A 23,644-nucleotide genomic window follows, 5' to 3' on the forward strand; every position below is an offset into this window, starting at 1 on the left:
GCCGCTCAGCGGCGGCATGCGCTCTGCCCGGACGATGATCTGCATTTGCGGATAACGAAGATCACGCTTCCCGAATTGATCCCCCGGTGGTGGACGCATAGATTGGGCATTTCCAGCGAGCCCACGAATGACCACYCCGCCCCGACCGCCTGACACAGCGACTGCATCTTCTCCCCTGAGTCCATGGCTCGTGCTGCTGTTGGCCAGCACCATCGGCCTTTCCGTCGCGAGCAACTACTACGCCCAGCCGCTGCTGCATCGGATCGGTTCGGAGTTCGATCTCTCGACCACTGGGGCCGGCGGCATCGCCACCGCTGCCCAGCTGAGCTACGCCCTCGGCCTGCTATTGATTGTTCCGTTGGGCGACATCGCCGAACGCCGCCGGCTGATCGTCCTCAAGATGCTCATGACGGCCGCAGGATTGGCGCTCACGGCAACGGCGGGGCACGTCGCGCTGGTTCTCCTGGGCACGGCCGTGGCGGGCATCTCGTCGGTCGTGGCGCAGATTCTGCTGCCCTTCGCCGCCCTGCTGGCCGCGCCGCACGAGCGCGGAAAGATCGTCGGAACGATGATGAGCGGGCTGCTGCTCGGCGTGCTCCTGGCACGCGCGGTCGCGGGCATCCTGGCGGATGTGGCGGGCCGAGCGCGGGGAGGTCGCCTGCCGCTGCAACGACCTGGTCGCGCAACCAATCGACCCCTTCGTCGCGCCACGTCCCGGTCGACCAATGCACCTGGATCGCAATCGCGGGGAGCTTCACGGGCAGCTCGACGGTGCACAGCGGCACCACGCGCTGTTGGTTCAACAGTGCCACCAGGCGCTCGGGAACCACCGCGACGAGGGAGGTCCCCGCGAGGAGCTCCGGCAGCATGAAGAAATTCGGCGCGGTCACGGTCGCATCCAGCCCCTTTGCGCGAAACCGCTCGACCACGACCTGGTGGGCGGAGCCGGGGATGTCCGCGAGGGCAAAGCGCCGCTGGGCGGCCGCGGGGTGCAGCGTGGCCGACGCATCGTGCACGCCCACATACCGGTCCTTGAACAGCGGTGAACTCGACTTGAGCGCCTTGAGCTGGGGAATCCATCCAAACGCGATGTCGATGCTGCCGTCGTTGAGGCGGTCCACCAGGGCGCCCTGCCATGCGCCGACCACGCGCAGCCGCACGCCCGGCGCAATGTTCTCGAGCCGAGATATCAGCCGATTCAGCATGAGGGTCTGGCCCACATCCGTCATGTAGACGACGAAAGTCCGTTGCGACTGCGCGGCATCGAACACCGACGGTGCGTTGAGCGCCCGCTCCAGGGCTTGCAGCGCCGAGGCGACGGGGCCCGACCATCGCAGCGCCAGCGCGCTGGGCTGCATGCCGCGCGCGCTCCGCACGAACAGCGGATCTCCGGCGATGCGCCGCAGGCGGGCCAGTTGCGTCGACACGACTGGCTGGGACATGCCCAGGGCATCCGCGGCACGCCCGACATGCCCCTCGCGAAAGATGGCCACGAAGACATTGAGCAACCGGAAGTCGAGCTGGTCGAGCGAAATAGGGCGTTCCATCGATGGAGTTGAAGCAGCGCGTCTCGGCAAGTGCGCGCGGACGTCGCGGGGCCGGCAAGCCGTTTTTCCCTGAGTATCCACCGCAACGCTCGCACTAGCCTTTCAGATAGCCGGTCACGAGGCGCGCCCCTTCGTCGATGAGCGCTTCCATCCGATCGTCCGTCAGCACTTTGGAATGGTGCAGCACCGCGTTATGCGTCAACGCCTCGATGGTGGTGACACATACAAATGATGCGAGTTCCAGGTCATCGACAGCGAGTTCGTCCCGAACTCCTTCGAGATAGGCCCTGAACAGACTGAAATTTTCACGACTGAAGGTTTCCAGCTTCTCGAGCTTTCCCACGCGCGGGATCTGCTCGGCTAGCACTCGATGCAGTTGGGGATCGAGACGGTGCGCTGCTACCGCGACAGCGACGAATGTGCGCATTGCCTTGTCCAGCGGTTGGGTCGAGGCCTGCGTCAACTCGTTCCGAACCGTCTGCATGATCTGCTGTTGGTGGCGCTCGATCACGGCGGCGACGAGTGCCTCCTTGCCAGGGAAATACTGATAGAGCGAGCCGATGCTGACTCCCGAGACTTCCGCGATGCGGTTGGTGCTGGCCTTGTCGAAGCCGTCCTTGACCAGAATGCGAGCGGTTGCCTCGATCAGGGCGTCCACAGTCGCGCGCGAACGCCCCTGGGAGGCGATTTTCCTGGGCCTGGTGATGGGTTTTCTCGCCATTTCTTGATGTCGTCAATGCGAGTAGCAAAAGCGAATGATCGCTCATATTCTGAGCACTCGCGAACAGGCGGCGCAACTTCTTTCATGTAAGACCTGTCGCGCGTGAACCGCTCAGGAGACCATGACATGGACGACACAATGCACCACCTCTTCAGATACAAAGCTTGGGCGAACGGCCAGCTATTGACGGCGCTGGCCCGGCTTGGGGAGAGCTCCCCGATCACCGCATTGGCCATCAAGGCCTTGAGCCACACCTATGTGGTCGACCGCATATTCGCCGCGCACATCAGGCGAGAAGCTCACGCGTACACATCGGCCAACTTGAGCAAGATGCCAACGCTGGAAGATCTATCCGCTGATCTCAGAAGAAGCGATCAGGAATACATCGACTATGTGTCGACGCTCGATCCCGACCAATTGGCCGAACGAATCGACTTCACGTTCACTGACGGCGCAAAGGGGCGTATGTCCCGCGAGGAAATGCTCATGCATATTGTCACGCACGGAACAGGTCATCGTGGACAGGTCAGCGCAGTCATGCTGCTGAATTCCGTTCCGCCGGCCAAGGATGGATTTACGACCTATCTACACGAGGCGGAGGCGTCAACGCGAAGGCGGGCTTTCGCTTGAACGCCGTTGAGCTGTGCGGTCGAGCTATTGGGTGGCTCTGCTTCGTGCTCGGGATCTGGGGCAGTCACGCCCTGGGCGCGGCGGCGGGAGCGGGGTTCGCCTGGTACCTGGGGTCACCCACGCTTGCCGATACTGCCAAACACTTTGTGGTCGCTGAAACGAATCGATTCCACGACGAGCGGATTTTTGCGCCTCACGCCCGGCCCCAAGGCGTACAGTGATCCAGTTGGACTTCCTGTGCGCCTCTAAAGGCAGGCGTGGCCTCTGGTAGGCATCCGCAGCATGAAAGGAAGTCCAGGCCCGGCGGCGCAACACCGCTGGGCCTCCTGCTCGCCCTGCGACGGTTCATGGAACCCTTTTCTCCTCCCTCGTCCTCCCTGAGGCGAGTTTCTTGCCCAGCCTACGCGCTGGGCATTCTTTTGCCCCCGCCTCGGGTGCCCGTCGGTCGTTTGGCACAGTACGATCTCTCCATATGGACAACCACGACCTCTTCGCCCACCCGCCGACTCTGCTGCGCATGCCCTCCTGGCTCGGCCCCGGCGTCTATGAGGAAAGCGAGCTCGCTCTCGAACCAGGCGACTACAAGGTGACGCCCGGCGAGCGCTGGACCGTCACCGCGCTCAAGACTGGCGAGACCGTCTACTCCGGGATCGGACCGGTGGAGGTCGTCCGGTCAAAGGCTCGGACTTAGGCACCGTCGGGGCCGTCGCCGACCCCGGCCCAGCCCTGGAAATGAACCAGTAGGACCAACAGCTTCGCGTTCGTTCGAGCTTAGGTCAACCGCGCATCCGACTCGTGTGGGCGGCGCGCGACAAGGTCGCGAAGCATGTGCCTTGCGTGTGAAATTTCTCGGGTATGGCCACGGCAGGCGCTGCACAATTTCTGCCATGACCACCCATCGACTTCCGCCCCTGTATCGCTACGCCTGGTGGTTGCCAAGCGCATGGTCTGCGCTCGCAGTGATACTGGCCGATGCGACGCTGCGACCGAGCGAGCAGAGYCTTCTCCTCGTGGTCGCAATTCTGTGTGCCCTCCCTTGGTCGCTCGCCCTTCTCCTTCTCGACCTGAGCCAAGGGTTCGCGGATCGTGCGGCGGTCATCGTCATTCTTGCCTTGTTCGCCAACGCGGCTGCAGTCTGGTGGTTCACGGGCATCCTGCGAGCTCGCTTCGTCAGCCGTCACCCCGACGATCTGCGGAAGACCTGAGCCGTGCCGCCCGATACGCTTTCGCCATGCGCCTCGAACCCTGCCGCATCGTCGAATAGGCTTGCCACAGAAAAACCAATGCTGCCTCCGAATGTGCCTGCGAGGGCTTCGAGGAACATCCAGGAAACGTGAAGTACTCGCCCGCGAGCGTGGAACCAAGCGATGCCGAAACCTGTTCCACTTGAGGAACCTGCTTCCCCACATGAGGTCGCACCATGAAAGTTTCCTCCGCCGACCATGACTATCTGGAGCGACTTGCTCGCCGTCGTGCAAGCGCCAAGATGGGCTGGTACATCCATGCGTTCGTATTCGTTCTGGTGAACCTGCTCCTCATTCTGCTGGCTACCTCGCGCGGGCAGAACTGGTATGTATATCCGCTCCTCGGTTGGGGCCTGGGCCTCCTGGTACACGGCGCGGTGGTATTCCTTGTCGCGCCGGGCGGGGATCTCTACAACCGGCTGCTGGAGCGCGAGCGCAAATCGCTGCGGCGCGGTGACCGTCGATGATGAGTCGTCTACGGGCGTACGCCCGACGACGCCAACCTGCGCGCCCCGCAACCCCATAGCCAGGCTGATCCGCTCTCTGCCCCCGCCACTGATGCTGTTCGGGGCGACTCCGCGCGCCTAAGCTTGGCTGCACGCCAATTCGCGACGCACGTGGCGCGTGCACTTCCAGGTTCCAACCCATGCCATCGATCGACATCCGCAAACGCAACCTCAGCATGGAGATGATCTTTCACGAAGGCGGAACGCCCGTCAGCCGCCCGGTGCTGGTGGCCACCGCCTGCGCGGTGGTCCGCAACCCGTACGCGGGCCGCTTCGAGCCCGATCTGATGGACTTCATGGAGGCGCTGAAGCCGCTGGGAACGAGCCTTGCGGAAGAGCTCGTGACCACGCTCGGCAAGGCGCGCGTCGAAGCCTACGGGAAAGCCGCCATCGTCGGCGTGAACGGCGAGACGGAGCACGGCGCGGTCTGGCACGAGGCGGGCGGCTGGGCGATGCGCGAGGCGCTCGGCCACTCGAAGGCGATCGTGCCCTCGGTCAAGGCCGTGGCGAACGCAGGCTACCGGCTCATGGTTCCGCTGCATCACATTCGCGCGGCCTATGTGCGCAGCCATTTCTCCTCGGTGGAAGTCGGCATGCAGGATGCCCCGCGGCCCGACGAGATCCTCTTTGCCCTCGCCATGTCGACCGGCGGCAGGGTGCACGCGCGCGTGGGTGGGCTGCGTGCCGATCAGATCGCGGTCGACGACGGCCAGCGCTAGCAGGAACCGCCGCCGTGTACGTGCCTGACGAAGCCGACCGGCGGCTCGCGGAAGAACGGGTCACGCAGTTCGCCGAGCAGACGCGTCGCTTCCTCGCAGGACAGTTGGCCGAGGAGGACTTCCGGACCCTGCGGCTGCAGAACGGCCTCCACATCCAGCGCCACGCACCGATGCTCCGGGTGGCGATCCCCCATGGGATGCTCGACACCACGCAGCTTCGCATGCTGGCGCATGTGGCGCGACGCTGGGACCGCGGCTACGGCCACTTCAGCACGCGACAGAGCGTCGAGTTCCAGTGGCCGCGGCTGGAGGATGTACCGACCCTCCTCGCGGAACTGTCGACGGTCCGGATGCATGCGCTGCCGCCTCCCGGCAACGGCATGCGCCACGCGGCGGCGGATCGCTTCGCGGGCGTCGCGCCCGACGAGCTGATCGATCCCCTGGTGTGGTGCGAGCTGATCCGGCAATGGTGGCTGCGGCATCCCGAACTTGCCTTCCTGCCGCGGAAGTTCAGGATCGCGGTGAGCGGCGCGCGCACCGATCGGGCGGCGGTCGACCCCCACGACATCGGCTTGCAGGCGGTCGAACGCGAAGGACAGACGGGATTCAGCGTGCGGGTCGGCGGCGGCATCGGGCGCACGCCGATCGTCGGCACGCTGATCCACCCGTTCGTGCCGTGGCCGCACCTGCTGACCTATCTCCAGGCCACGCTGCAGGTGTACGAGATCCACCGCCGCCGGGACAGCAGGTACAGGGCGCGCATCAGGGCCCTCGTCAGGGACCTCACGCCGGTGGGCTTCGCGGACCAGGTCGACCAGGCATGGAGTCGCACCAGGAATGGTCCCGACACCCTCGGCGAGGTGCACGTCGAAGTGATCGCCGCGCGCTTCACGCGGCCGCCCTACGATCCGCGCGCCGCCGATGTCGATGACGGGAGCGGGCCCCTCGCTTCGACCCACGCCGGATTCGCGCGCTGGCTGCAGGACAACGTGCACGGCCATCGCGTGCCGGGTTACGCCGCGGTCAGCCTGTCGCTCAGGAAGGCCGGCGTGCCGGCTGGCGACATCAGCGCCGACCAGATGGATGCGGTGGCCGATCTCGCGGATCGCCACGGCTTCGGCGAACTGCGCGTCTCCCAGGCGCAGGACCTGATCCTGGCGGATGTGCGGCGCGACCATCTCTTCCCGCTGTGGCGCAAGCTCGACGTCCTGGGGCTGGCGATGCCCGACGCCGGCTTGTCGACGCGCGGGATGTCAGGCCCCGGAGGCGAGCCCCGCACGCGCCCCGATGCGATCCAGGAGCGGCTGGAAGACCTGGACCATCTGTTCGACCTCGGCGACATCGACCTCGACATCTGCAGGTGCATCGTGCGCGACCCGACCCCGGACGAGATCGAGCGGCTCGTCGACACCTACCTGGCACACCGCGACAGCGAGGCGGAGCGCTTCATCGACGTAGTGGATCGCCTCGGAAGCGAGGTGTTCAGGCAGGCCGTCCGGAGCCAGGTTCTCCAGACGCCATGCGCCAGCGCTCCGGGTTCTCGTTTCGGAGGATTCTGATACCTTGCATCGGCTGCGATCGCTACGCTTGGGGTCATGAATCCAGCTCGCCGTTTCTCTGCGTTCCCCAGCATCCCGACCATGGTGGGAAGCCCTGGCATGTCGACCGTCGATGACGGCACGGCGTTCGACACGGCCATCCCGGCGACCTTCACTGCCGAGCAGGTCGAGTCGATCCTCGCCTTGCACGACATGATCGTCGACGCCAAATCCGGCGTGGCGCAGCTCCTGAAGTCATTGACGCCAACGCGCTTCAGTGCGGCGCAGGCCGAGTGCATCCGTGAGCTCCTGAGCTTGAACGTCCAAGACTTCCACGCGACCTTGGCCGACACCATGGAGCTCTGCCCGCTTCGGGACCGGCTGCGTGCGAGCGCGCGACGGCTCTCGTAGGATTCTCAGGCCGTGCTCGACACTCTGGCGCGGGTACTCAAGGAAGCAGTTCGAACTTCAAGTCGGCCAGCGGCGTGACCTTCTCTTCCCGCGTCATCTTGTATTCGGTGTTCGGGCCGAGCCACTTGTTCCACAGCCTGTCCAACTCGCCCTTCTTCTCCAGCGAATAGAGCGCTTCGTTCACCTTGGCCAGCAGCACCGGCTCGTCCTTTTTCATCCCGATGCCGATCGGCTGCAGCACCATCGGGTCCTTGATCATCTTCAGCTCGACGCCCTCGGTCTTCGACTGGTTGACCAGCTTGGTGATGGTCATGGTGTTCGCCACCATGCCCATCGACTTGTTCTGCTGGACGGCCATGAAGGCCGAGCCGGTGTCCTGGAAGGTCACGGCTTCGGAACCGTTCATCTTGATCGACAGCTCCGAAGTCGATCCCTTGGTCGAACTCAGGCGCTTGCCCTTGAAATCGGCCTTGGTCGTGCCCGGGTCCGACGCCTTGACCGCCAGCATTTCCTTCGCGACGTAATACGGGTCGCTGAACTGGATCTGCTCACCGCGGCTCTTGGTGTAGGCCAGGTTGGCGATGGTCACGTCGACGCGACCGAGCTTGACCTCGGGCACGCGGGCCTCGACCGACAGCGGCGTCACCTTGGCCGTCAAGCCGAGCTCCTTCGCGATGGCGTTGCAGAGGTCCACGTCGTGACCGACCATTTCGCGGGTCTTCGGGTCCGGCGCCGCAAAGGGCGGCACGTCGGCGAAGGTGCCGCACTTGAGTTCCTTGCGCGCAGCGATGTCGCTCCACTGGTCGGCCTGGGCCGCGAGCGAGCATGCGCAGAGGACCGCGCCGAGGGCGGCAAGACGAAACACGTTGGCATTCGACATGGGAAGCTCCTGGGAAGAATATCGGGTGAACAAGAAGAGGAAATCGATCGGCTCAATGCGCCCGCAGGTCCGACAGGAATCGCTGCGCGCGCGGATGCTGGGGTCGGGTGAAGAAGGTCTCTGGGTCCGCCTTCTCCAGGATGCGACCAGCGTCCATGAACCAGACGCGGTCGGCCACCTCGCGCGCAAAGTTCATCTCGTGGGTGACGCACATCATCGTCATGCCCTCGTTGGCCAGACTGCGCATGACCGACAGCACCTCGCCGACCATTTCCGGGTCCAGCGCGCTGGTCGGCTCGTCGAAGAGCATGGCCGGTGGCTCCATCGCCAGGGCGCGGGCGATCGCGACGCGCTGCTGCTGGCCGCCAGAGAGCTGTGCCGGATAGGAATTGGCCTTGTTCGACAGCCCCACGCGCTCCAGCAGCTGGCCGGCCCTGGTCTTGGCGTCGCCGCGCTTCACACCCAGCACATGCACCGGCGACAGCATGATGTTGTCCAGTACGGACAGATGTGGAAACAGGTTGAAGCTCTGGAACACGAAGCCGATGCGGCTGCGCAGCTTGTTCAGCGCATGGCTGCTCATCGGGGCATGGATATCGTGGCCATCGAACAGCAACTGGCCGGACTTGATTTCCTCCAGTCGGTTGACGGTTCGGATCAAGGTCGACTTGCCGGAGCCCGAGGGACCGCAGACCACGACCACCTCGCCCTTCTTGACCTCGGCGTTGACGTCGGTCAGCGCCTGATAGTCGCCATACCATTTGTTGATGTTGGAAAACAGGATCATGGTGTCGTCCTCGCGCGGCTTCAGCCGTGCGCTGGGTTGTTCAAGCGTTTCCATGGTCGGTCTCCGTTCTTTGTTTCGCTCACCGCGCGAATCGCGGCGTCAGGAGTTGGCTGCCACCGGCGGCAGCGGCAGGCCGTCCTCGGTGCTGGCGGGTGTCGCGCTGCCGAGCCGCTTGTGGGCGATTCGCCGCTCCAGCCATTGCGCCAGCTGGGTCAGGCTGAAGCAGACGACGTAGTAGGTCATCGCCAGGATGAAGAACACCTGAAACGGCTTGGTCAGCAACTGGTTGTTGATCTGATTGGCGGCGAAGGTGAGTTCCTGCACGTTGATCACGTAGCCCAGCGTGGTCTCCTTGATGGTGGAGATGAACTGGCTCAGCATGCTGGGGAGCATGTTGTAGAGGGCCTGGGGCAGGACCACGTAAGCCATGGTGCCCAGGTGGCTGTGGCCCAGCGCGCGGGCTGCCTCGGTCTGTCCCTTCGGCAACGCCTGGATGCCGGCGCGGACCACTTCCGACAGGTACGCGCCTTCGTAGATCACCAGCGTGCACAACATCGTGGTGAAACCGGAAACGTCCCGCCCGATCAGGATCGGCACCAGGAAGTACACCCACAGGATGACCATCAGGAGCGGAACGCCGCGCACGATGTACACCAGCACCGTCGCCGGCCAGCGCAGCGCGCGCCAGGGGGAAAGGCGCGCCAGTGCCAGCATCACCGACACGGGGAAGGCCAGCACGATGCCCAGCACCGAGAGAATGAGCGTGGCAACGATGCCGCCGAGCGGCCCGTTCGGGTACTGCCCGACCAGCAGCAGCAGCCAGTTGTCGCGCAGGATGTCGAAGATGCCGAACATGTCTTACCTCGCCCCGGAAACGCGATAACGGCGTGCGATCCAGGCGCCCACCGCCATGATGAGCAAGGAGACCAGCAGGTACATCGCGGTCGCCACGCTGTACGCCTCGAAGGTGCGGAAGCTCTGGCTCTCGATCTCCTTGACCGCATGGGTCAGCTCCGCCACCCCGATGGCCATCGCCAGGCTGCTGTTCTTGAACAGGGACACGCTGTGGTTCACCAGGGCCGGCACCGCATTGCGCACCGCCTGCGGCAGCATCACGTGCCGCATCGCGCCGATGTAGCCGTGTCCCAGGGCACGCGCCGCCTCGGACTGGCCTGGCGGGATGGCCCGCAGGCCGGAGCGCATGTCCTCGCTGAAGTAGGCGGCCTGGCAGAGGCCCAGCGCCACGATCGAGATCAGCGCCTCGGCGTTGTTGTTCGACAGCCAGGCTTGCACGGCGTCCGGCAGCAGGCTGAAGATGCCGAAGTACCAAAGCATCAGCTGCACCAGCGTCGGCACATTGCGGTGATAGGAGACATAGGCGGCGACAGCCCGCTCGGCCACCGTGTTGGCGCTGAGCCGGACCACCAGCAGGACGACGGCCATCGACATCGCGAGCAGCCAGGAGCCGACCGCGATCTTCAGGGTCAGCACCATCCCGTGCAGCAGCATGGCGCCGAACTCGGGCTTCAGCAGGATCGCAAAGAGGTCGAAGTCCTTCATGGCGTGCTCAGGTGTGAACGGGCGAAGCTCAGGCCCGCACCGTCTCCGGCTTGGCGGTGGAGAGGCCGCCGGGCACCTGCAAGGTCGGCGTGATCTCCATGTGGCCGATGTTCACCGCCACAGGCGCCGCGATCGCGAAGGCGATGGCATTGGCGATGTCGGCTGCCTCCGGCAACTCATAGCCTTCGACGAAGCGCTTGCGCGTCTCCTCGGAGTCGCCGTGCACGTGCGCGAAGATGTCGGTCGCCACGCGGCCCGGGCAGATCTCGGTCACGCGCACCCGCTTGCCGAAGCAGTCGACGCGCAACTGGCGCGACAGCATGCTGACCGCCGCCTTGGTCGCGTGGTAGGTGCTGTTGCCGCCGAAGTTGTAGGCCGCGGCGATCGAGCTGATGTTGACCACGTGGCCGCTGTCGCGCGCCACCATGCCCGGAACGACCAGCCGGCAGAGGTGCAGCACGGCGCGCAGATTGACGTCCACCAGCAGGTCGATGCCTTCGGCGTCGGCCTTCAGGATCGAGCCCGGCCGATCGACGCCGGCGTTGTTCACGAGAACGTCGAACTCGACTTCCTTCGTCAGCGCGGTCACGCCGTGCAGGTCGCTCACGTCGATGGCGTGCGGGATGCAGCCCGTGCGCGCGGCGAGTTCTTTCAGCTTGGCGCCGCTGCGGGCCAGCGCATGGACCTGCAGGCCTTCCTTGCAGAGGCGCTCGACAACGGCGGCGCCGATGCCGGAGGAGGCACCTGTCACCAGGGCGGTCTTGTAGTCGGAGAAGGGCATCTGGGTCACTTTCTTTCTGTGGGATGGCGGCCGGTCGCGCCCTTGTCGAATGCGCCTTCGGACCGCGATGAATTCACTGTATCGACCTCAGGTTCGGCGCGCCAAGACGGTTTGGCTGTGGAGCGATAAGGCCCCCTTATGTCGCCCTGGAAGCGTGCGCGCCAAGTTAGGGTAAGCACCATGTCCGTGCCTGCTCGACAGCGCGCTTCAGGCGGCCTGGCGCGAGATCGGGACCACACGACCGTGCGCCTCGACCACCTCGCGCACCCCGCGCGCCAAGGTCACCGCGCCGGGCGTGTCGCCGTGGACCAGGATCGAATGCACGCGCATCGGGATCTTGTTGCCGGCGTAGGTGGTGACAGTGCCCTCCGCCAGCAACTGCCGGACACGCGCCAGGACCCGTTCGGGGTCGTGGATCACCGAGTCCGGCATCTTGCGCGGGATCAGCAGCCCTGCTTCGTCGCAGGCGCGGTCGGCCAGGAAGGTGGTGCGAAGGCGCAAGCCGCAGCGCTGCGCCGCATCCTCGATGGCCCGGCTGGCCGAGGAGCTGATCGTCAGCGAGGGATCGAAGTCCGCCACCGCCCGCACCAGCGGCGTCGCGAGCTCCGCATCCGCCGCCGCCAGGTTGCCGAGCGCGCCATGAAAGCTCATGTGCGTCATGCGGTGCCCCGCGGTGCGTGCGATGCCTGCCAGGGCACCGAGCTGGTAGACCACGGCCGCGACCAGCTCGCCCGTGTCCATCTGCATCGGGCGGCGGCCGAAGCCGGCCAGGTCCGGGAAGCCGACATGCGCGCCCACATCCACGCCGCGCGCCAGCGCCGTGCGCACGGTGCGGTCCATGATCTGCGGGTCGCCCGCATGGAAGCCGCAGGCGACGTTGGCCGACGAGACGATGCCCAGCAGCGCCTCGTCGTCGCCCATGCGCCAGGAGCCGAAGCCTTCGCCCAGGTCCGCGTTCAGGTCCATGTCCATGGTGCTTTCCTTGTCGTCAGATGGGATGCAGGTCGACCAGGGCCGTGCCGTAGCCGACAGTCGCGCCGTCGTCGGCCCGCAGCGCGGCGACGGTGCCGGCTCGCGGGGCGCTCACCGGCAGCAGCAGGACGCCGATGCGCAGCAGTCCGAGCGTCTGGCCGGCCTGTACGCCATGGCCGACGCGCACGAACGGCGCCGTCGCGCAAGGGTGGGCGTGCAGGAACACGCCGACGCAAGCGGCGCTCACGGTGTCGGGAGCGGGCCCTGCCTGGGTTGGAACCGCCTCGCCCTGCCGCCCCAGCCGCACGGTCGCACCGGGCATCCGCAGTTCGAGGAAGCCGATGTCCGTCGCCGCCATCCAGCCGGCGATCTCCCGCAGTTCATGAGGCGCCTTCTTCATGCAGCGCCCCCCATCGGCCCGCTGCGGTGCAGTGCCACCATGCGTGCCACCTTCGCCAGCCAGGCCTCCTTCAGTTCCAGCGCGGCCACAGCCTCGTCCCAGGTCGTCTCGATGAAGCGGATCCGGCTGCCGATCGGCGCCTGGCCCAGCCGCCACAGATCGGCCTCGATCACGGTGCCGAATTTGGGATAGCCGCCCGAAGGCTGCGCGTCGCGCATCTGGATGATCGGTTGCCCGCTATGGGGCACCTGGATCACGCCGGGCACGATGCCATGTGAGCGCATTTCCATCGGAGCGACCGGCTGCAAGGCCTCTCCAGCGAGCCGGTAGCCATAGCGATCGCTCTGCGCCGTGATGCGCCATTCACCGGCCCAGAAAGCCTCGCGTGACGCGGCCTCGAAACCCAGGTATTCGGCCGCCGGCAACACCCGCAGCGCGACCCGCCCGTCGACCTCCAGCGGCAAAGCGATGGCCGGCGGCACCAGGCCGAAGCCGGTCTGGCAGGCGCGCTTCGGCTCGGCGGCACCCAGCACGTCCCCCTTGCGCAATGCCCGCCCCTCGTGCCCACCGAAAGCGCCGCGCATCTGGGTGCTGCGCGAACCCAGCACCTCCGGCACATCGATGCCGCCCGGCAGGCACAGCAGCGCACGGCTGGCGCGCTGCGCGCCCTGCGGCAGGCCCAGCGTCAGCACCTGGCCGGCCCGCGCCTGGTGCGACCACCACGGCAGCAGCGGTTGCGCGTCCAGCTTCGCGCCACAGTCGGCGCCGGTCAGTGCGAAGGCGCAATCCCCGGTGAAGCGGACCTTGAACGGAAAGACCGGGATCTCGATGCCCGCAGCGCCGACCTCGTTGCCCAGCAGGAGATTGCCCGCCGCGAGCGCGAGATCGTCCATGGCACCGGCGGTACCCACGCCGAAGCGCAGGCTACCCAGGCGCCCGAGGTCCTGCACGGTCGCCAGGGCCGCGTTGGAGAGTATCTCGATCATTTTTCTATCCCTTCCACCAGGAAGCGAATGCGGTCGCCCGGCTGCAGTGTGGCCGGCGGATTCCGCCCCGGGTCGAAGAAGACCATGACGGTGCTGCCGATGGTGTTCCAACCGCTCGGCCCGGCGGAGGCCGAGACACCGGTCTGCGCCCCGCCGATCGACACGGCGCCACCCGGAATGCTGAGCACCGGCACCTTGCGCCGCGGCGTCGCGATGCGCGGGTCCATGCCACCCAGGTAGCAGTAGCCGGGATGGCTGCCCAGCGCATACACCGGGTACAGCGGCGCGCTGTGCAGCTCGACGATCTCCTCGACCGACAGGCCGGTGTGCGCCACCACGTCCGCCATGTGCGGACCGCCGGCACCGCCATAGCGCACCGGCAGCTCGACCACCCGGCCTTCGCGGGTGAGCGGCGTGACGGCCTCCCAGGCGGCATCCAGCCGCGCCTTCAATGCATCGAGCGCGCGCGGCGGACGAACGAAGCTCAGCATCAGGTTGTTCATTCCGGGCACGGCCTCGCGCACCTCGGGCCATTCGGCGGCCTCCTGCGCGAGCGCCCAGATGCGCTGCTGCGAATGAAGCTCCATCGCCCCCGGGGCTTCGAACAGCAGCGCGGTCGTGCCCAGCAGGCTCACCGTCGGGACCGATCCGGATGTCGAGGAGTTCACGGCGCGTTCCTTCGCTGCAGCCAGCGTTCGAGGTGGTGGATGTCAACGCCGCCGGTGGCAAAGCCGTCGTCCTGAAGCAGCGCGCGATGCAGTGGCACGTTGGTCGCGATGCCGTCGACCTGCAGCTCGCTCAGCGCGAGCCGCATGCGATCCAGCGCGTCCTCGCGACTGGCGCCATGCACGATCAGCTTGCCGATCATCGAGTCGTAGTACGGCGGCACGCGGTACCCCACCCCCGCGTGCGAATCGAAGCGCACGCCGAAGCCGCCGGGCACGCGCCAGCCCGTGATGCGACCCGGCGACGGCGCGAAGCTGACCGGATCCTCCGCGTTGATGCGGCATTCGATCGAATGGCCCCTGCAAGGGACGTCGGCCTGCGTGATCGTCAACCGCTCGCCACGCGCCATGCGCAGCTGTTGCTGCACGATGTCGATGCCCGTGGTCATCTCGGTCACCGGATGCTCCACCTGCAGCCTCGTGTTCATCTCGATGAAGTAGAAAGCGCCCTTCTCGTAGAGAAATTCGAAGGTGCCGACGCCGCAGTAGCCGATCTGCCGGCAGGCCGCCGCGCAACTCTCCCCGACCGCGGCGATCAGCGCCTCGTCGATGCCGGGCGCCGGTGCTTCCTCGATCACCTTCTGGTGCCGCCGCTGCAGCGAGCAGTCCCGGCTGCCGAGCCAGATGGCCTGGCCGTGGTCGTCGGCCAGCACCTGGATCTCCACATGCCGCGGATGCAGCAGAAACTTCTCGATGTAGACCTCGGGGTTGCCGAAGGCGCGTCGCGCCTCTTCGCGCGTGAGCGCCAGCGCCTCCAGCAGCTCGCCCTCCTCCCGGACCACGCGCATGCCGCGACCGCCGCCACCGCCGGCCGCCTTGACGATCACCGGGTATCCGACCTCGCGCGCCAGCGCGCGCACGGCCTCCGCATCGTCGGGCAACCCATCGTCCGGACCCGGCACGCAGGGCACGCCGGCCCGACGCATCGCGCGTTTGGCCGCGACCTTGTCGCCCATCACGCGGATGCAGGCGGCGCTCGGTCCGACAAAGCGCAATCCGGCCTGCTCCACCTTCTCGACGAAGCCCGCGTTCTCCGACAGGAATCCGTAGCCGGGATGAATCGCCTGCGCACCGCTCACCTCGGCCGCATAGAGCAGCGCCGACTGATCGAGATAGCTCTGGGCAGGGCTGGCCGGACCGATGCACAGCGCCTGGTCGGCCTGTCGCACATAGACCGCATCGCGGTCGGCGTCGGAGTGCGCGACCACCGTCTTCAGGCCCAGGCCGCGGCAGGCGCGCAGGATTCGCAAGGCGATCTCGCCGCGGTTCGCAATGAGGACGGTGTCGAACATGGTGTCCTTCTCAGGCAAGGCGGAACAATGGCTGGCCGGCCTCGACCTCGTCACCGGATCGAACAAGCACCTCGGAAATGGTGGCGTCGGCCTCGGCGCGCACTTCGTTGAAGACCTTCATCGCCTCGATCACGCACAAGGTCTGGCCGGCCGCGACCTGCTGGCCCGGCTGCACGAACAGCGGCTCGCCCGGCGACGGCTGCAGGTGGATCACGCCATAGAGCGGCGCCAGGCATTCGACCGGGCTCGCTGCAAGGTCGACGGAGGGCTCTCGGATTGCGCCAGGCAGTTCGACGCGTGCACCGTCCCTCTCGTGCGCGGTGGCCTGCGGGGCGGCGCAGGCATCATCTGCGCCGCGCCCGGCTTGGGCCCGCGACGTCGACACCCCCTGCTTCACCAGCCGCAACGTGCAACCGTCTGCGCTGTACTCCAGCTCCGACAGCTCCGAGGCCGCCAGTGCGTCGATGAGGATCTTGATCTGTTCCTGATTCATGCCGGACCCGCCGCGAAAGGGCGGGATCTCCTTGGTGGCCGACGCATTCCGCGAACGCGTGACGGCAGGCATGAACGGTAGCCCGCGAAGGCCGCGAAGCCAAAGACGGATTGGCTGTGCCGGGATAAGGTCGGCTTATGACGCCTTGGCCAGCACCGGCTCCGCGGTCGCGGCGGCGTTGTTCGAAAGCTCGGTGACGAGTTCGAGCAGGATGTCCTTCACCGCCTGCGCCGGCTCGGAGAGCGGCAGGTGGTCCGACTGGCACAGGGCCAGAGGCGCCTCGATCACCGGGTCGACGATCTGGAACTGCCAGGCGCCACAGGCCGCCACCACCTCGCGCGCCATCGAAGCCGGCAAGATGGTCGCACCCAGGCCGTCGGCCACGGCCGCGGTCAGGGTGAAGGCGGATTCGATCTCGGCCACGACGCGCGGCGTCGCGCCAAGCCGGCTGAAGGCCGCATCGACCAGTTTGCGCACCACGTTGTAGGGACGCGGCAGGAAGAGTTCCATCTCGCGCAGATCGGCCAGCCGAACCGGTTGGGCCGGTGCCGGGATCGACGCCGGCCCGACCAGGAACAAGGGCTCCTTCAGCAGCGGCAGAAAGGTCAAGCCATGGATCGCCTTGTCGCCGTAGAGCACGGCCAGATCCATCCGGCCGTTCATGATCAGTTCGCTCAGCGTGGTGCCGTAGTTCTCGTTCAGGTACAGCAGGATGCCCGGATGGCGCGCGCGCACCGTGCGCAGCAAAGGCAGCGAGAGCGCCGCCGCCGCCGTGCCGGGCGCGAGGCCCACCGACACCTGGCCCGAGACGCCCTGCCCGGCAGCCTCCATGTCGATCTGCGCCTGCTCGCACTGGCGCAGGATGATCTGCGCATGCCGGTACAGCACCTTGCCGGCCTCGGTCGGCGTCACGCCGCGCTTGGTGCGCACCAGCAGTTGCTGCCGCACCTCGCCCTCCAATGTGGCCAGTTGCTGGCTCAGCGCCGGTTGGGCAATGAAAAGAACCTCGGCGGCCTGTGTCAGGCTGCCGATGTCCACGATCTTCACGAAGTATTTAAGTCGCCGCAGGTTCACGCCTGCCTCCGAAGCAAAAGTCGAGCCTAGCACCGGCCCCGAGGCCGGGCCATCAGGGCCTTCCATAAGCTCTACCTATACGACCAGAGCGAACTCGTCTTGGCGTCGCGAGAGCGATCTGCGTACCGTACGGTCCTGCCATCCCACTCCAGGAAGTCATGACCACCTCCCGCATCGCAGAGCGCGTCCGCCGCATCAAGCCTTCGCCCAGCACCTCGGCCGCCGACCGCGCCAACGAGCTGCGCCGCCAGGGCAAGTCCATCGTGAACCTCGTCGTCGGCGAGCCCGACTTCGACACCCCCCTGCACATCCGCCAGGCCGCCGCCGCGGCGATGGACAAGGGCGCCACCCGCTACACCCTGATGGCCGGAACGGTCGAGTTGCGCGAAGCCATCATCGGCAAGCTCCAGCGAGAAAACGGCCTCCGCTATGCGATGAACGAGATCATCGCCACCAACGGCGCCAAGAGCGCGATCTACAACGCCTTCGCGATCACGCTGGAGTCGGGCGACGAAGTCATCGTGCCCGCACCCTACTGGGTGTCCTACCCCGACATGGTGCTGGCCTGCGACGGCAAGCCGGTGATCGTCGCCTGCCCCGAGACCAACGGCTTCAAGTTGACGCCCGCGCAGCTCGAGGCGGCCATCACGCCGCGCACGCGCTGGCTGCTGATCAATTCGCCGAGCAACCCGACCGGCGCCGCCTATACCGCCGACGAATACCGGGCGCTTGCGGAGGTGCTGGCACGCCACCCGCAGGTCATGGTGATGACCGACGACATCTACGAGCACATCCGCTTCGACGGCCAGAAGACGCCGCACATCCTCGCCGTGGCACCCGAGCTGCGCGATCGCACGCTGGTCGTGAACGGCGTCTCGAAGACCTACGCGATGACCGGCTGGCGGATCGGCTACGTGGCCGGGCCGGCGGACATGGTCCGTGCGCTGGATACGCTGCTGTCGCAATCCGCCGGCAACTGCTGCTCGATCAGCCAGGCTGCTGCCGCCGCCGCGATGAACGGCGACCAGTCCTTCGTCGCCGAGAGCGTCGCCGTCTACAAACAGCGCCGCGACCGCACGCTGGCCCTCATCAACGCGATCCCCGGCCTGAGCTGCGCCACGCCACCCGGCGCCTTCTATCTGTACGTCAATTGCAGCGGCCTGATCGGCAAGACCACGCCCTCCGGCAAGGTCCTCGCCGAGGACGGCGACGTCGTGATGTACCTGCTGGAAAGCGAAGGCGTGGCGATGGTCGCGGGCACGGCCTACGGCCTCTCGCCCTACTTCCGGCTCTCCATTGCGACCTCGATCGACATCCTCGAGGAGGGGTGCGCGCGCATCGCCCGCGCGGTCGCCGAACTGCGTTGAGCAGCGACCGGCCGTATCGCACCCCCATCACCGAACCGGAGACATCCATGCAATTCAAGGGCATCCGCAAGAATCCGTCCGCGCCGCCAGTGAACCCGGCGCACATCGCCGCGCTGCGCGACATCCCGGTCGCCGCGCTGAGCGACAACATGCACCGCAACATCGGCAGCGTCGGCCTGAACCCCTATCACCGTCCGGGGCCGGGGACCATGGCCGGCACGGCCGTCACGATCAAGTCGCGCGGCGGCGACAACCTCACGCTGCTGCGCGCCTTCGAGTTCTGCCGCCCCGGCGACGTGATCGTGATCGACGCCGACGGCGATCTGGCCAATGCGGTGATCGGCGGCATCCTGTCCTTCTACGCCGCCACCATCGGCACCGTGGGCGTCGTGCTCGATGGCGCCATCCGGGACGTGGCCGAGATCCGCGCGCGCGACTTCCCGGTCTATGCACGCGGCGTGAATCACCGCGGGCCCTACAAGGACGGCCCCGGGGAGATCAATGTCCCGGTGTCGGTGGGCGGCATGCTGGTGAACCCTGGCGACGTCGTGGTCGGCGACCAGGACGGGCTGATGGCGTTCTCGCCGAACGATGCCGAATGGCTCATCGAGAAGGCCCGGGCGCACCTGGCCACCGAAGCCGAGACGATTCGCGCCATGAAGGAAGGCCGTTGGGACCGCAGCTTCCTCGACGCCCTCGAAGCGCGCTGCCCCAACTGACCCGCCTTCCCTCGATAGAAGAAGACAGAGACAACGATGACTCCATCCGTCCTCATCACCCGCGCCACGTTCCCCGACATCGCTCAGCGGCTGCGCGAACATTTCAGCGTCGAAGACAACCCGAACGACGCCATCTGGGACCCGGACGAGCTCCGACGTCGCCTGCGAGGCAAGCAAGGCGTGATGAGCCACGGAAGCGAACGCATCGACGCCGCCCTGCTCGACGCCTGCCCCACGGTGAAGGCCGTGTGCAACGTGGGCGTGGGCTATAACAACGTGGATGTCGAGGCCTGCACCTCGCGCGGCGTGCTGGTCACCAACACGCCCGACGTGCTCACCGAGACGACGGCCGACTTCGGCTTCGCGCTGATGATGGCCACCGCCCGACGCATCGGCGAGTCGGAGCGCTTCGTGCGCCAGGGCGACTGGACCAAGACCGGCATCTTCGACATGTTCGCGGGCAGCGACGTGCACGGCGCGACGCTCGGCATCCTGGGCATGGGCCGCATCGGCCGCGCTGTCGCACGCCGCGGCTCGCTCGGTTTCGGCATGCGGGTGATCTACCACAACCGTTCACCGCTGACTGCCGAGGCCGAAGGCGAAAGCGGCGCCCGCTACGTCGACAAGGCGACCTTGCTGCGCGAAGCCGATCATCTCGTGCTGGTGCTGCCCTACTCCGCGGCGTCACATCACGCGATCGGCGCCGAAGAGCTGAAACGGATGAAGCCGACGGCGACACTGACGAACATCGCGCGCGGCGGCATCGTCGACGACGCGGCGCTCGCATCCGCACTCCGGGCCGGCACGATCGCTGCGGCGGGCCTCGATGTGTTCGAGGGCGAGCCCCGCATCCATCCCGCCCTGCTCGGCCTGCCGAACGTCGTGCTGACGCCGCACATCGGCAGCGCGTCGATCCAGACGCGGCGCGCCATGGCGTCGCTCACCATCGACAACCTGATCGCCGCACTGGGCGCCGGGCCGCAAGCGGGCGAGCCGCCGACGCCGGTCAATCCCGAGGTGCTGGCTGCCCGCCTGCGATGACCGTCAAGCTGCTGGTCATGGGTGTCTCCGGCTGCGGCAAGACGACCGTGGCCAGAGCCATCGCAGCCGCGCTGGACTGCACTGCGGTCGAGGGCGACGACTATCACCTGCCCTCCAGCCAGGACAAGATGGAACGCGGAGTTCCGCTGATGGATGCGGACCGCATTCCCTGGCTCGACGCGCTGGGCGCGTTGCTGAGGGACGCCGAAGGCCGCCTGGTGATGAGCTGCTCGGCCCTCAAGCGCGCCTACCGGGACCGCCTTCGTGCTGCCGAGCCGACGTTGCGCTTTGTCTACGTGCACATCGACATCGGCGAAGCGAAGCGGCGCGTGGCGTCACGATCCAGTCACTTCTTTCCCACCAGCCTGGTCGACAGCCAGTTCGCGGCACTCGAATCGCCGGAGGGCGAACCCGGCGTGCTGCGCGTGGAGGCGGCCGAGCCGGTGGCAGCGCAGTGCGAAGCCGTGCTGCGCTGGCTGGCGATTCCGCCTTACTCTTCGGCACCCTCCTGAACCTGGAACCACCATGACCCCCATCCTCAAGAGTTTCGACCTCACCGGCCGCACCGCACTCATCACCGGCTCCAGTGCCGGCATCGGTTTCGCGCTGGCGCGCGGCCTCGCCGGCGCCGGTGCCCGCGTGATCCTGAACGCTCGCAACGCCGCGAAGCTCGAAGCCGCAGCCGAGGTGCTGCGCAGCGAGGGGCTGCAGGTGCTGACCGCCCCCTTCGACGTGACCTCCGGCGACGCCGTGACCGCCGCGGTGGCACGCATCGAAGCCGAAGTCGGCGCCATCGACATCCTGGTCAACAACGCCGGCATGCAGCGCCGCGCACCGCTCGACCAGTTTGCCGAGGCCGACTGGCACGAGCTCATGAAGACCAATGTCGACAGCGTCTTCCTAGTGGGCCAGGCCGTGGCGCGCCACATGATCGGGCGCAAGCGCGGAAAGATCGTCAACATCTGCTCGGTCCAGAGCGAACTGGGCCGACCGGGCATCGCGCCCTACACGGCCAGCAAAGGCGCGGTGAAGATGCTCACCAAGGGCATGGCCATCGACTGGGGCCAGCACGGCATCCAGGTCAATGGCCTCGGACCGGGCTACTTCAAGACCGAGCTGACTGAAGCGCTGGTTCAAAACGAGGAGTTCACCCAGTGGCTGGTCGGGCGCACGCCCTCGCGCCGCTGGGGCGACGTGGAAGACCTGGTCGGCGCCGCCGTGTTCCTGTCGAGCGATGCCTCCAACTTCGTCAACGGCCACATCCTCTACGTGGATGGCGGCGTGACGGCAACCCTCTGAGAAAGACCATGGAAGCACTTGTCATTCACGCACCGGGCGACCTGCGCGTCGAGGAAATTGAAACCGCCGCGCTCGGCCCCGGCCAGTTGCAGGTGCGCGTGCGCTGCGGCGGCATCTGCGGCTCCGACCTGCACTACTACCAGCACGGCGGCTTCGGCACCGTGCGCATCCAGCAGCCGATGGTGCTCGGCCACGAGGTGGCCGGCGTGATCGAGGCCGTGGGCGCCGGCGTCGCCGGCTTCCAGCCCGGCGAGCGCATCGCGATCAGCCCGAGCCGGCCCTGCGGCCTTTGCCGCTTCTGCCAGCAGGGTCTGCAGAACCACTGCCTGGACATGCGCTACTACGGCAGCGCGATGCGCAACCCGCACGTGCAGGGCGCCTTCCGCCAGCAGATCGTGGTCGAGACGCACCAGGCCTACAAGCTCGCGGATTCGATCAGCGACGGCGAGGGCTCGATGGCCGAGCCGCTGTCGGTGGCGCTGCACGCGGTGCGGCGCGCCGGCCCGTTGCTGGGCCGACGGGTGCTGGTCACGGGCTGCGGGCCGATCGGCGCGCTGGCGATCATCGCGGCACGCCGGGCCGGCGCGGGGCACATCGTGGCCACCGATGTCGGCGCACTCACGCTCGACAAGGCCTTGAAGGTCGGCGCCGACGAGGTGATCAACGTCGCCGAGGAGCCCGACGGCCTCAAGCGGTTCTCGGCCGACAAGGGCAGCTTCGACGTCCTGCTGGAGGCCAGCGGCAACCCGCGTGCGCTGGTCGGCGCCTTCGACGTGCTGCGCCCGCGCGGCATCATCGTGCAGCTGGGCCTGGCCGGCGGCGAGATTCAGCTGCCGATCAACACCATCGTCGCCAAGGAGTTCGACCTGCGCGGCGCCTTCCGCTTCCACGAGGAGTTCGCGGTGGCGGTGGAGCTGCTCAACAAGGGGCTGGTCGATGTCAAGCCGCTGATCTCGGCCACGCTCTCGTACCGCGACTCGGCGCGCGCCTTCGCGCTGGCGGCCGATCGCTCGCAGGCCATGAAGGTGCTGCTGAACTTCGACTGAAAGCCTCCGCTGCGCTTGAGCGCGCAGACCTCAGAAAAGAAAGAGCAATCATGCAAATAGGCGTGCCGGCCGAGACTGTGCCAGGCGAAACCCGAGTTGCCGTGACCCCGGAGACCGCGAAGAAGCTCGTGGCGCAGGGCCATGTGGTGCGTGTGCAGGCGGGCGCGGGCGTGGCTGCGAGCGTGACCGATGCGGCGTACCAGGCCGCGGGGGCGGAGATCACGGATGCGGCGGGGGCGTTCGGCGCCGAGATCGTGCTCAAGGTGCGCACGCCGGACGAGCGCGAGAGCGCGCTGATGAAGCCGGGCACGGTGGTCATCGGCATGCTCAACCCCTTCGACGGGGCGGGGCTGCAGCGCCTGGCTGCCGCCGGCCTCACGGCCTTCGCGCTGGAGGCCGCGCCGCGCACCACGCGCGCGCAGAGCATGGACGTGCTCTCCTCGCAGGCCAACATCGCCGGCTACAAGGCCGTGATGATCGCGGCCGACCAGTACCAGCGCTTCTTCCCGATGCTGATGACCGCCGCGGGCACCGTGAAGGCCGCGCGGGTGGTGATCCTGGGTGTCGGCGTGGCCGGCCTGCAGGCGATCGCGACCGCCAAGCGCCTGGGCGCGGTGATCGAGGCGTCCGATGTGCGGCCCTCGGTCAAGGAGCAGATCGAGTCGCTGGGCGGCAAGTTCATCGAGGTGTCCTACGACACCGACGAGGAGAAGGAAGCGGCGGTCGGCGTCGGCGGCTACGCCAAGCCGATGCCCGCGAGCTGGCTGGCGCGCCAGCAGGTCGAGGTCGCCAAGCGCGTCGCGCTGGCCGACATCGTGATCAGCACCGCGCTGATCCCGGGGCGCGCGGCGCCGACGCTCATCACCGAAGACATGGTCAAGTCGATGAAGCCGGGCTCGGTGATCG

At 67.0% G+C, this 23,644-nt stretch carries 27 protein-coding genes and 2 pseudogenes; 15 read left to right on the top strand and 14 right to left on the bottom strand.

The genetic code is table 11. From position 1 onward, the window contains the following. Positions 1 to 127: 127 nt before the first annotated feature. A pseudogene (locus AC1D2O_RS26280) lies at positions 128 to 634 on the top strand (MFS transporter); the annotation flags it as partial. 40 nt (positions 635 to 674) lie between these two features. Here the strand turns inward: AC1D2O_RS26280 and AC1D2O_RS26285 are convergent. Next, positions 675 to 1,547: pseudogene (locus AC1D2O_RS26285) on the bottom strand (LysR family transcriptional regulator); the annotation flags it as partial. 94 nt (positions 1,548 to 1,641) lie between these two features. Continuing rightward, complete coding sequence (locus AC1D2O_RS26290) at positions 1,642 to 2,268, bottom strand: TetR/AcrR family transcriptional regulator (protein WP_478158158.1); 627 nt, start codon at positions 2,266 to 2,268, stop codon at positions 1,642 to 1,644. A gap of 126 nt (positions 2,269 to 2,394) precedes the next feature. On the opposite strand from AC1D2O_RS26290, the gene AC1D2O_RS26295 reads away from it, so the two are divergent. From AC1D2O_RS26295 to AC1D2O_RS26325, 7 genes are all read left to right on the top strand, one after another. Next, entirely contained in the window at positions 2,395 to 2,898 is a 504-nt protein-coding gene (locus AC1D2O_RS26295; RefSeq protein WP_478158159.1) for a DinB family protein, read from the top strand. Positions 2,899 to 3,370: 472 nt separating this feature from the next. Continuing rightward, on the top strand, positions 3,371 to 3,589 hold the full coding sequence (locus tag AC1D2O_RS26300; RefSeq protein WP_478087843.1) for a hypothetical protein: 219 nt from the start codon (positions 3,371 to 3,373) through the stop codon (positions 3,587 to 3,589). 196 nt (positions 3,590 to 3,785) lie between these two features. Beyond that, entirely contained in the window at positions 3,786 to 4,103 is a 318-nt protein-coding gene (locus tag AC1D2O_RS26305; RefSeq protein WP_478087845.1) for a hypothetical protein, read from the top strand. A 215-nt stretch (positions 4,104 to 4,318) separates the two neighbouring features. Beyond that, positions 4,319 to 4,609 (top strand): 2TM domain-containing protein, encoded by a 291-nt coding sequence (locus AC1D2O_RS26310; protein WP_478087846.1) that lies wholly within the window; start codon positions 4,319 to 4,321, stop codon positions 4,607 to 4,609. A 179-nt stretch (positions 4,610 to 4,788) separates the two neighbouring features. Then, positions 4,789 to 5,367 (top strand): amino acid synthesis family protein, encoded by a 579-nt coding sequence (locus AC1D2O_RS26315; protein ID WP_478087848.1) that lies wholly within the window; start codon positions 4,789 to 4,791, stop codon positions 5,365 to 5,367. Positions 5,368 to 5,381: 14 nt separating this feature from the next. After that, positions 5,382 to 6,926: a nitrite/sulfite reductase gene (locus AC1D2O_RS26320; protein ID WP_478158160.1), complete on the top strand. Its 1,545-nt coding sequence runs from the start codon at positions 5,382 to 5,384 to the stop codon at positions 6,924 to 6,926. A gap of 99 nt (positions 6,927 to 7,025) precedes the next feature. Continuing rightward, a complete protein-coding gene (locus AC1D2O_RS26325; RefSeq protein WP_478158161.1) occupies positions 7,026 to 7,316 on the top strand; it encodes a hypothetical protein in 291 nt (96 codons plus the stop codon). Positions 7,317 to 7,353: 37 nt separating this feature from the next. On the opposite strand, the gene AC1D2O_RS26330 is transcribed toward AC1D2O_RS26325, so the two are convergent. The 12 genes from AC1D2O_RS26330 to nac form a co-directional block, all read right to left on the bottom strand. Further along, on the bottom strand, positions 7,354 to 8,196 hold the full coding sequence (locus AC1D2O_RS26330; protein WP_478089251.1) for an ABC transporter substrate-binding protein: 843 nt from the start codon (positions 8,194 to 8,196) through the stop codon (positions 7,354 to 7,356). 52 nt (positions 8,197 to 8,248) lie between these two features. Continuing rightward, positions 8,249 to 8,983, bottom strand: coding sequence for an amino acid ABC transporter ATP-binding protein (locus AC1D2O_RS26335; protein ID WP_478158164.1), 735 nt, complete (start codon positions 8,981 to 8,983; stop codon positions 8,249 to 8,251). A 99-nt stretch (positions 8,984 to 9,082) separates the two neighbouring features. Then, complete coding sequence (locus AC1D2O_RS26340) at positions 9,083 to 9,838, bottom strand: amino acid ABC transporter permease (RefSeq protein ID WP_478089252.1); 756 nt, start codon at positions 9,836 to 9,838, stop codon at positions 9,083 to 9,085. A 3-nt stretch (positions 9,839 to 9,841) separates the two neighbouring features. After that, a complete protein-coding gene (locus tag AC1D2O_RS26345) occupies positions 9,842 to 10,543 on the bottom strand; it encodes an amino acid ABC transporter permease (RefSeq protein WP_478089253.1) in 702 nt (233 codons plus the stop codon). 28 nt (positions 10,544 to 10,571) lie between these two features. Further along, the gene (locus AC1D2O_RS26350) at positions 10,572 to 11,324 is read right to left on the bottom strand and encodes an SDR family oxidoreductase (RefSeq protein WP_478089268.1); all 753 of its coding nucleotides are present in this window, start codon (positions 11,322 to 11,324) and stop codon (positions 10,572 to 10,574) included. A 207-nt stretch (positions 11,325 to 11,531) separates the two neighbouring features. Continuing rightward, the gene (locus AC1D2O_RS26355; RefSeq protein WP_478089254.1) at positions 11,532 to 12,296 is read right to left on the bottom strand and encodes a LamB/YcsF family protein; all 765 of its coding nucleotides are present in this window, start codon (positions 12,294 to 12,296) and stop codon (positions 11,532 to 11,534) included. Between the two features lie 16 nt (positions 12,297 to 12,312). After that, the gene (locus AC1D2O_RS26360; RefSeq protein WP_478089255.1) at positions 12,313 to 12,696 is read right to left on the bottom strand and encodes an acetyl-CoA carboxylase biotin carboxyl carrier protein; all 384 of its coding nucleotides are present in this window, start codon (positions 12,694 to 12,696) and stop codon (positions 12,313 to 12,315) included. Next, positions 12,693 to 13,682, bottom strand: a complete 990-nt coding sequence (locus AC1D2O_RS26365) for a 5-oxoprolinase subunit C family protein (RefSeq protein ID WP_478089256.1) — start codon at positions 13,680 to 13,682, stop codon at positions 12,693 to 12,695. The genes AC1D2O_RS26360 and AC1D2O_RS26365 overlap by 4 nt, the downstream gene beginning before the upstream one ends. Continuing rightward, the gene (gene pxpB, locus AC1D2O_RS26370; RefSeq protein WP_478089257.1) at positions 13,679 to 14,350 is read right to left on the bottom strand and encodes a 5-oxoprolinase subunit PxpB; all 672 of its coding nucleotides are present in this window, start codon (positions 14,348 to 14,350) and stop codon (positions 13,679 to 13,681) included. The genes AC1D2O_RS26365 and pxpB overlap by 4 nt, the downstream gene beginning before the upstream one ends. Continuing rightward, entirely contained in the window at positions 14,347 to 15,699 is a 1,353-nt protein-coding gene (gene accC, locus AC1D2O_RS26375) for an acetyl-CoA carboxylase biotin carboxylase subunit (protein ID WP_478089258.1), read from the bottom strand. Before accC ends, pxpB begins: the two co-directional genes overlap by 4 nt. Positions 15,700 to 15,709: 10 nt before the next feature. Next, positions 15,710 to 16,192, bottom strand: a complete 483-nt coding sequence (locus AC1D2O_RS26380) for an acetyl-CoA carboxylase biotin carboxyl carrier protein (RefSeq protein WP_478158162.1) — start codon at positions 16,190 to 16,192, stop codon at positions 15,710 to 15,712. 135 nt (positions 16,193 to 16,327) lie between these two features. After that, a complete protein-coding gene (gene nac, locus AC1D2O_RS26385) occupies positions 16,328 to 17,266 on the bottom strand; it encodes a nitrogen assimilation transcriptional regulator NAC (protein WP_478089260.1) in 939 nt (312 codons plus the stop codon). 158 nt (positions 17,267 to 17,424) lie between these two features. Here nac and AC1D2O_RS26390 point away from each other — a divergent pair, with 158 nt between their 5' ends. The 7 genes from AC1D2O_RS26390 to AC1D2O_RS26420 all read left to right on the top strand — a co-directional run. Beyond that, a complete protein-coding gene (locus AC1D2O_RS26390) occupies positions 17,425 to 18,633 on the top strand; it encodes an aspartate transaminase (RefSeq protein WP_478089261.1) in 1,209 nt (402 codons plus the stop codon). A 47-nt stretch (positions 18,634 to 18,680) separates the two neighbouring features. Further along, positions 18,681 to 19,352: an RraA family protein gene (locus tag AC1D2O_RS26395; RefSeq protein WP_478089262.1), complete on the top strand. Its 672-nt coding sequence runs from the start codon at positions 18,681 to 18,683 to the stop codon at positions 19,350 to 19,352. A gap of 36 nt (positions 19,353 to 19,388) precedes the next feature. Beyond that, positions 19,389 to 20,393, top strand: a complete 1,005-nt coding sequence (locus AC1D2O_RS26400; protein ID WP_478089263.1) for a 2-hydroxyacid dehydrogenase — start codon at positions 19,389 to 19,391, stop codon at positions 20,391 to 20,393. Then, on the top strand, positions 20,390 to 20,905 hold the full coding sequence (locus AC1D2O_RS26405; protein WP_478089264.1) for a gluconokinase: 516 nt from the start codon (positions 20,390 to 20,392) through the stop codon (positions 20,903 to 20,905). Before AC1D2O_RS26400 ends, AC1D2O_RS26405 begins: the two co-directional genes overlap by 4 nt. A 13-nt stretch (positions 20,906 to 20,918) precedes the next feature. Beyond that, positions 20,919 to 21,692, top strand: a complete 774-nt coding sequence (locus AC1D2O_RS26410; protein ID WP_478089265.1) for a glucose 1-dehydrogenase — start codon at positions 20,919 to 20,921, stop codon at positions 21,690 to 21,692. Between the two features lie 8 nt (positions 21,693 to 21,700). Continuing rightward, positions 21,701 to 22,738 carry an L-idonate 5-dehydrogenase gene (locus tag AC1D2O_RS26415; RefSeq protein ID WP_478089266.1) on the top strand — a complete coding sequence of 346 codons (1,038 nt, stop codon included), beginning with the start codon at positions 21,701 to 21,703 and terminating at the stop codon, positions 22,736 to 22,738. A gap of 50 nt (positions 22,739 to 22,788) precedes the next feature. Continuing rightward, on the top strand, positions 22,789 to 23,644 hold an 856-nt coding region (locus AC1D2O_RS26420; RefSeq protein ID WP_478158163.1), incomplete at its 3' end, for an NAD(P) transhydrogenase subunit alpha.

It is taken from the genome of Variovorax sp. P1_G12, from assembly GCF_056405555.1.

Bases quoted from the DNA above. Each gene is read 5' to 3' on its own strand.
- AC1D2O_RS26290 (WP_478158158.1), bottom strand. From the start codon at position 2,268: ATGGCGAGAAAACCCATCACCAGGCCCAGGAAAATCGCCTCCCAGGGG.
- AC1D2O_RS26295 (WP_478158159.1), top strand. From the start codon at position 2,395: ATGGACGACACAATGCACCACCTCTTCAGATACAAAGCTTGGGCGAAC.
- AC1D2O_RS26300 (WP_478087843.1), top strand. From the start codon at position 3,371: ATGGACAACCACGACCTCTTCGCCCACCCGCCGACTCTGCTGCGCATG.
- AC1D2O_RS26310 (WP_478087846.1), top strand. From the start codon at position 4,319: ATGAAAGTTTCCTCCGCCGACCATGACTATCTGGAGCGACTTGCTCGC.
- AC1D2O_RS26315 (WP_478087848.1), top strand. From the start codon at position 4,789: ATGCCATCGATCGACATCCGCAAACGCAACCTCAGCATGGAGATGATC.
- AC1D2O_RS26325 (WP_478158161.1), top strand. From the start codon at position 7,026: ATGTCGACCGTCGATGACGGCACGGCGTTCGACACGGCCATCCCGGCG.
- AC1D2O_RS26330 (WP_478089251.1), bottom strand. From the start codon at position 8,196: ATGTCGAATGCCAACGTGTTTCGTCTTGCCGCCCTCGGCGCGGTCCTC.
- AC1D2O_RS26335 (WP_478158164.1), bottom strand. From the start codon at position 8,983: ATGATCCTGTTTTCCAACATCAACAAATGGTATGGCGACTATCAGGCG.
- AC1D2O_RS26340 (WP_478089252.1), bottom strand. From the start codon at position 9,838: ATGTTCGGCATCTTCGACATCCTGCGCGACAACTGGCTGCTGCTGCTG.
- AC1D2O_RS26345 (WP_478089253.1), bottom strand. From the start codon at position 10,543: ATGAAGGACTTCGACCTCTTTGCGATCCTGCTGAAGCCCGAGTTCGGC.
- AC1D2O_RS26350 (WP_478089268.1), bottom strand. From the start codon at position 11,324: ATGCCCTTCTCCGACTACAAGACCGCCCTGGTGACAGGTGCCTCCTCC.
- AC1D2O_RS26355 (WP_478089254.1), bottom strand. From the start codon at position 12,296: ATGGACATGGACCTGAACGCGGACCTGGGCGAAGGCTTCGGCTCCTGG.
- AC1D2O_RS26360 (WP_478089255.1), bottom strand. From the start codon at position 12,696: ATGAAGAAGGCGCCTCATGAACTGCGGGAGATCGCCGGCTGGATGGCG.
- AC1D2O_RS26365 (WP_478089256.1), bottom strand. From the start codon at position 13,682: ATGATCGAGATACTCTCCAACGCGGCCCTGGCGACCGTGCAGGACCTC.
- accC (WP_478089258.1), bottom strand. From the start codon at position 15,699: ATGTTCGACACCGTCCTCATTGCGAACCGCGGCGAGATCGCCTTGCGA.
- AC1D2O_RS26380 (WP_478158162.1), bottom strand. From the start codon at position 16,192: ATGAATCAGGAACAGATCAAGATCCTCATCGACGCACTGGCGGCCTCG.
- AC1D2O_RS26390 (WP_478089261.1), top strand. From the start codon at position 17,425: ATGACCACCTCCCGCATCGCAGAGCGCGTCCGCCGCATCAAGCCTTCG.
- AC1D2O_RS26395 (WP_478089262.1), top strand. From the start codon at position 18,681: ATGCAATTCAAGGGCATCCGCAAGAATCCGTCCGCGCCGCCAGTGAAC.
- AC1D2O_RS26400 (WP_478089263.1), top strand. From the start codon at position 19,389: ATGACTCCATCCGTCCTCATCACCCGCGCCACGTTCCCCGACATCGCT.
- AC1D2O_RS26405 (WP_478089264.1), top strand. From the start codon at position 20,390: ATGACCGTCAAGCTGCTGGTCATGGGTGTCTCCGGCTGCGGCAAGACG.
- AC1D2O_RS26410 (WP_478089265.1), top strand. From the start codon at position 20,919: ATGACCCCCATCCTCAAGAGTTTCGACCTCACCGGCCGCACCGCACTC.
- AC1D2O_RS26415 (WP_478089266.1), top strand. From the start codon at position 21,701: ATGGAAGCACTTGTCATTCACGCACCGGGCGACCTGCGCGTCGAGGAA.